This window comes from Acinetobacter sp. YH16051 (assembly GCF_013417135.1).
Lineage (GTDB): Bacteria > Pseudomonadota > Gammaproteobacteria > Pseudomonadales > Moraxellaceae > Acinetobacter > Acinetobacter towneri.
Window position 1 is genome coordinate 1 of record NZ_VPEN01000038.1, and the last position, 6,515, is coordinate 6,515.

At 48.9% G+C, this 6,515-nt stretch carries 5 protein-coding genes and 1 pseudogene; 2 read left to right on the top strand and 4 right to left on the bottom strand.

Annotated features, from left to right (window positions below; translation table 11 throughout):
• The coding region (locus FTV41_RS13395) for a transposase (protein ID WP_179996681.1) at positions 1-244 on the bottom strand (244 nt) is incomplete at its 3' end.
• An 80-nt stretch (positions 245-324) separates the two neighbouring features.
• On the opposite strand from FTV41_RS13395, the gene FTV41_RS13400 reads away from it, so the two are divergent.
• Both FTV41_RS13400 and FTV41_RS13405 read left to right on the top strand, forming a co-directional pair.
• Positions 325-1,089, top strand: a complete 765-nt coding sequence (locus FTV41_RS13400) for an alpha/beta fold hydrolase (protein WP_373682962.1) — start codon at positions 325-327, stop codon at positions 1,087-1,089.
• A gap of 36 nt (positions 1,090-1,125) precedes the next feature.
• The gene (locus FTV41_RS13405) at positions 1,126-2,034 is read left to right on the top strand and encodes an Mph(B) family macrolide 2'-phosphotransferase (protein ID WP_000031017.1); all 909 of its coding nucleotides are present in this window, start codon (positions 1,126-1,128) and stop codon (positions 2,032-2,034) included.
• Positions 2,035-2,552: 518 nt separating this feature from the next.
• Here the strand turns inward: FTV41_RS13405 and FTV41_RS13415 are convergent.
• From FTV41_RS13415 to FTV41_RS13425, 3 genes and pseudogenes are all read right to left on the bottom strand, one after another.
• Positions 2,553-3,806: pseudogene (locus FTV41_RS13415) on the bottom strand (transposase); the annotation flags it as partial.
• 14 nt (positions 3,807-3,820) lie between these two features.
• A complete protein-coding gene (locus FTV41_RS13420) occupies positions 3,821-4,684 on the bottom strand; it encodes an SDR family NAD(P)-dependent oxidoreductase (protein WP_137618111.1) in 864 nt (287 codons plus the stop codon).
• Between the two features lie 469 nt (positions 4,685-5,153).
• Positions 5,154-6,515, bottom strand: a 1,362-nt coding sequence (locus FTV41_RS13425; protein ID WP_179996683.1) for a transposase, incomplete at its 5' end; no start/stop codon positions are given.

Here is a 6,515-nt window from a genome sequence, read left to right on the forward strand (position 1 = left end):
GCAGTTCTTTATTTTCGCGTTCGAGTTGTTTGATACGTTCTTGGTCTGAAAGCAGCTGTACTTTAACTGGATTTTGTTTATCTAAATATTTTTGATACCAAACACGTAGTGTTTCAGGAGTACAACCGATTTTAGGAGCAATTGCTGTGATCGCAGCCCAATTCGATGGATAATCTTTTTCGGATTCAATCAATAATTGAACCGCTCTATCTCTGATTTCAGGGGTGTATTTTACTTTTTTCATCGGGACATTCTCTCAAGAAAAGTGGTCTCCGACAAACCCGGTACGGTTCAGAGAGTTTTGGAGATACTAATGATCCAACTATCTTATTAATAATGGGAGCTACTTCATCAATGATTTGGTGGGAAGAAGACTTTTGTAGGAAGCTAAGCAATCAAGGGTTTCATGTTATACGTTATGATAATCGGGATGTAGGCAGATCAATTACTTACGAGTATGGTCATCCAGAATATACCTTTGAGGATTTGGCTGATGATGCAATTCAGGTACTAGATGCGTATAGGGTTGATAAGGCTCACATAGTCGGTATGTCGATGGGTGGAATTATTACGCAGATAGTAGCTCTTAAACATCCCGATAGAGTTCTTACAATTTCACTAGTTATGACATCGAATTATGATTCTAGTCTTCCTAAGAAGGATAGCAAAGTAACAGAAGTTTTTGCCAAAATTAACATCAATAACTGGGAAGATAAAGAGGAAGTGATCAAGTATGTTATGGATAGGAGTAAAGTCCTCGTAGGAACTAAGCATCCATTTAATGAAGAGAAAATAAGGAAATTAGCTGGGAAGGATTTTGATCGTGCTAGTAATATGGAGAGCATGGAAAACCATGAATATGTAAAAGGATGGGGATTATATTTATCTAGAACCCATGAAATTAATGTTCCTACACTAGTTATTCATGGGACTGATGATCCTATTATACCTCATGAGCATGGAGCGCATCTTTCTAAAATTATATCTAATGCTGTGCTAGTTACCCTGGATGGTGCTGGGCATGAGCTACACTATGATGATTGGGATGAAATTATTAATGCTTTATCCAAGCATGCTGCAAGTTTATAATTGCTATATAAAAGCTAAAGTCGGGAGTGATTTTTAATGAGTAAAGATATTAAACAAGTAATCGAGATAGCAAAAAAACACAATCTTTTTCTAAAAGAAGAAACGATACAGTTTAATGAATCAGGGCTTGATTTTCAAGCTGTTTTTGCACAAGATAATAATGGAATTGATTGGGTTCTAAGATTGCCTAGACGGGAAGATGTGATGCCTAGAACAAAGGTAGAAAAACAAGCTTTGGATTTGGTAAATAAGTACGCTATATCCTTTCAGGCACCAAACTGGATCATTTACACAGAGGAACTAATAGCTTATAAAAAGTTAGATGGTGTGCCAGCAGGTACGATAGATCATAACATAGGTAACTATATTTGGGAGATAGACATAAATAATGTTCCAGAATTATTTCACAAGTCGCTAGGCAGGGTGTTAGCAGAGCTTCATAGCATACCTAGTAATAAAGCCGCAGCGCTTGATCTTGTAGTACACACACCAGAAGAAGCAAGAATGTCAATGAAGCAGCGTATGGATGCAGTAAGAGCAAAGTTCGGAGTAGGTGAGAATCTATGGAACAGATGGCAAGCGTGGTTGAATGATGATGATATGTGGCCTAAGAAAACTGGACTGATTCATGGAGATGTACATGCCGGACATACTATGATTGATAAGGATGCCAATGTGACTGGATTAATCGATTGGACTGAAGCGAAGGTTACAGATGTTTCGCATGACTTTATTTTCAACTATAGAGCTTTTGGGGAAGAAGGGTTAGAAGCTTTAATTCTCGCTTATAAGGAAATTGGTGGATATTACTGGCCTAAAATGAAAGAGCATATTATCGAACTTAATGCAGCATACCCAGTTTCAATCGCTGAGTTTGCATTAGTGTCTGGAATTGAGGAATATGAGCAGATGGCAAAGGAAGCATTGGAAGTACAAGGTTCGTAATCGGTATAAAGTAGTTATCGATATGTTCCCGCCTACCACTATGGTAAATATTGCAACGTAATAAGTAAATAATTAGGTCTTAAGTTTCCAAAAATTATATTTGCGATATGAATGATGAATAGGTTTTTGACTTTATTGGCTATTGAAGGGTATACGCAGCGTGAAATTGCAAGAAAGATGCACTGTTCACAAAATACCATATTTAAAAGACTAATAAAAATAAAATATTTTTCAAAAATGGTTGTCAAAAAGATCTTCTCCTTGCCTACGCATTGTTTAAGGATAGGGAATATAAACAGGTATTCCATTGTCGTCGAGCCTGAAATGCTTGCTCGTTACGGAGCCTATTTCTCCGCCAAAGACCCCTCGAAACCCTGAAATGTCCATGAATTGCGCCAAATGCACCCACCTTGCTGGCTGCTCTCCCATCAAGCCTCTCCTGCATCCGCACACTCCCCTGCAATCCGTGTAGGTCGCATCGTCCGTGATGTCTGTTGGCGTGCTTGCTGTATGTTGGTTCAATCCGCCAGTCCCTGCTCCCACCCAGGCAGCAAGGGTGGAGCTCGTGGTGGCGGCAATTGGGTGGATGGAGAAACTTGTTTGGCTTCCTTGGCCTTGAGGTGGTTGAGGATCTTGTCGATGACCACAGGGTCCTCGATGCAGGCAATCACCTTCACCGGCCCCTGGCACTTTTCGCATTCGGTAATGTCGATGTTGAAGACGCGCTTCAGGCGTCTGGCCCAGGTCATGGCGGCCCGCTGCTCCAGCGGTGTGCGTTCCTCGGGCGCAAGGTGCACGGTACCGACCTTGCCTGCCCCCTTGCCACGTTTGGCCGGGGTGATCGTTACACGGTAGTGGCTGTTGGGGGCGAACACGCCGTGGAAGCGGGTCAGGTTCACTCTAGGTTTGGGCACCAGCGCCGCCAGCTTCGCCATGAAGTCCAAGGGCTCGAAGATCACATGGGTGGTGCCGTCCCGGTACGGTGTCTTGAGTTCGTAACGTACCCGGCCGTCTCTTGTCAGCGCCAGACGCTGCTCCGAGATCGCCGGGCGCGCCACATAGCGGCACAGGTGCTCCAGTTTCTGTCTTTCATGCGCCTGCACTGCCACGCCGGCGTGCAGGGAGAAGCCGCCGGCCTTGGCCAACTGAGTCAATCTGTCGTCTTCCGCTGCTTTGGGGAGCAGGGTTTGCAGGGTGAAGACCTTCTTGCCCTGCTGCGGGCCGAGGGCGATGCGGTAGGTAATGCTGTGCCCGTGCACCTGCTGCATGGGCTCGTCTGCCAGGTGATCCAGAGTCAGGTAACTGTTCTCGCTGTCCTGGGTCAGCACGCCCTCCTTCACGAGGAAACGGGCCAACCGGGTGCTGAGCTGCTGCAGTACCGCCTCCAGATCGCCCTTGGTAGGCGCATTGACCCGGCGGAACACCTGGCTGGTGTTGTTGTCGTCGCTGTTGCCGTCGTGGCACCGCGTCACATACACCCCGTCCAGGAACAGCATATGAAAGTGGACATTCAGGTTCAGGGCCGAGCCGAAGCGCTGGATGAAGGTCACCGCCCCGGTGCGGGCGGTGTCGTGAGTGAAGCCAGCCTGCCGGAGCAGCCAGGTGGCAATCGAGCGATAGACGATGCCCAAGGCCTTGCCCATCAGGTCCGGGTAGCTGGCAAACAGGAAGCGTAGCTGGAAGGGGACACTGAGCACCCACTGTCTGAGTGGTACCTTGGGCAAGACCTCATCGACCAGCAGCGCGGCGCTGTCGACCATGCGCCGGACGCCATGCTTTCTATTTTTTATAACTCAGTATCATCTAAATAACCTTTTGGCATGGGAATCAATTTTTCTGATGCGCGACTGAGAGACTCCTCTTTTTTCCAATCAGTGATTTTATTTTCCGTCGCTTCAATCACCATATCAAAAAGAGAATCACTCAAAAGTAAACGCAATGGCGGCTCAGGCAATGCTGCAAGTTTAAAAATTGCTGTTGCGGCTAAAGCTGGATCACTATCTGTCGCTTGACCTTCTTGCTCTTTTGAGAAGTCATCCATTTGCTGATGAAGTTCTTGATAATCGGAGAACCGCTCGCTACTATGCAAATTTTTATAAAGATCTGTCCAATAACCGCCTGGCTCTACGATCGTAACATGAACACCAAACGGCGCTAATTCTTGTGCCAATGCTTCTGTCAGACCTTCTATCGCAAATTTACTAGCACTGTACAACCCGGAAGTCATCCAAGACATGATTCCGCCGATACTGCTCATTTGAATGAAACGCCCCTGTTTTTTGCGTAAATACGGAGAAACTACTTGTGCTGTCCAAAGCGAACCAAAGAAATTTACATTCATTATTTTCCGTGCTTCTGCTTCAGTCGTCTCTTCAACCATACCGCCAAGCATCATTCCAGCGTTGCTTAAAGCAATATCGATTCCCTTAAATGTTTCCGCTCCTTTAGCCGCAGCAGCAAATACCGCTTCACGTTGCTCAATATCACCTAAACAGATCAATAGGGATTGATCATATTTTTCTTTTAAACTGGCTAGCTTCCCTTCTGTTCTAGAAAATGAAATAACTTGATCGCCATTTTCTAAAACAATCTTCGCCGTTTCAAAACCGATTCCTTTACTTCCTCCCGTAATAAACCACGTTCTAGTCATTTGTCTGCACACCTTCTCTTCTACTTTTATATTGATTATAACAAATTAATCTAAGAAGCAAGACTCATACCTATGACAAAAAAATAAAAGGCTGCGACATATGTCACAACCTTTTGATTTCTTTATCTGAGCAGACAGACTTTAAAAAGTCAACTTTTCCAATCGATCAAAAGCTTCTGCTAATAGTTCTAATGGCTGGGTTGCTGCTAAGCGAATGTAGTTATCGCCTAAGGATAGGGAATATAAACAGGTATTCCATTGTCGTCGAGCCTGAAATGTTTGCTCGTTACGGAGCCTATTTCTCCGCCAAAGACCCCTCGAAACCCTGAAATGTCCATGAATTGCGCCAAATGCACCCACCTTGCTGGCTGCTCTCCCATCAAGCCTCTCCTGCATCCGCACACTCCCCTGCAATCCGTGTAGGTCGCATCGTCCGTGATGTCTGTTGGCGTGCTTGCTGTATGTTGGTTCAATCCGCCAGTCCCTGCTCCCACCCAGGCAGCAAGGGTGGAGCTCGTGGTGGCGGCAATTGGGTGGATGGAGAAACTTGTTTGGCTTCCTTGGCCTTGAGGTGGTTGAGGATCTTGTCGATGACCACAGGGTCCTCGATGCAGGCAATCACCTTCACCGGCCCCTGGCACTTTTCGCATTCGGTAATGTCGATGTTGAAGACGCGCTTCAGGCGTCTGGCCCAGGTCATGGCGGCCCGCTGCTCCAGCGGTGTGCGTTCCTCGGGCGCAAGGTGCACGGTACCGACCTTGCCTGCCCCCTTGCCACGTTTGGCCGGGGTGATAGTTACACGGTAGTGGCTGTTGGGGGCGAACACGCCGTGGAAGCGGGTCAGGTTCACTCTAGGTTTGGGCACCAGCGCCGCCAGCTTCGCCATGAAGTCCAAGGGCTCGAAGATCACATGGGTGGTGCCGTCCCGGTACGGTGTCTTGAGTTCGTAACGTACCCGGCCGTCTCTTGTCAGCGCCAGACGCTGCTCCGAGATCGCCGGGCGCGCCACATAGCGGCACAGGTGCTCCAGTTTCTGTCTTTCATGCGCCTGCACTGCCACGCCGGCGTGCAGGGAGAAGCCGCCGGCCTTGGCCAACTGAGTCAATCTGTCGTCTTCCGCTGCTTTGGGGAGCAGGGTTTGCAGGGTGAAGACCTTCTTGCCCTGCTGCGGGCCGAGGGCGATGCGGTAGGTAATGCTGTGCCCGTGCACCTGCTGCATGGGCTCGTCTGCCAGGTGATCCAGAGTCAGGTAACTGTTCTCGCTGTCCTGGGTCAGCACGCCCTCCTTCACGAGGAAACGGGCCAACCGGGTGCTGAGCTGCTGCAGTACCGCCTCCAGATCGCCCTTGGTAGGCGCATTGACCCGGCGGAACACCTGGCTGGTGTTGTTGTCGTCGCTGTTGCCGTCGTGGCACCGCGTCACATACACCCCGTCCAGGAACAGCATATGAAAGTGGACATTCAGGTTCAGGGCCGAGCCGAAGCGCTGGATGAAGGTCACCGCCCCGGTGCGGGCGGTGTCGTGAGTGAAGCCAGCCTGCCGGAGCAGCCAGGTGGCAATCGAGCGATAGACGATGCCCAAGGCCTTGCCCATCAGGTCCGGGTAGCTGGCAAACAGGAAGCGTAGCTGGAAGGGGACACTGAGCACCCACTGTCTGAGTGGTACCTTGGGCAAGACCTCATCGACCAGCAGCGCGGCGCTGTCGACCTTGCGCAGCAGTGCCAGAGCCAGTTGCTCCATTTCCGGCAACCGTGGGCGTGGGCGCAGCGGCGCGCCCATCGCGGCGAGCAGCGCGACGTAGAAGCGGATCACGGACGGCTCGGACGGCAT

Bases quoted from the DNA above. Each gene is read 5' to 3' on its own strand.
- FTV41_RS13405 (WP_000031017.1), top strand. From the start codon at position 1,126: ATGAGTAAAGATATTAAACAAGTAATCGAGATAGCAAAAAAACACAAT.
- FTV41_RS13420 (WP_137618111.1), bottom strand. From the start codon at position 4,684: ATGACTAGAACGTGGTTTATTACGGGAGGAAGTAAAGGAATCGGTTTT.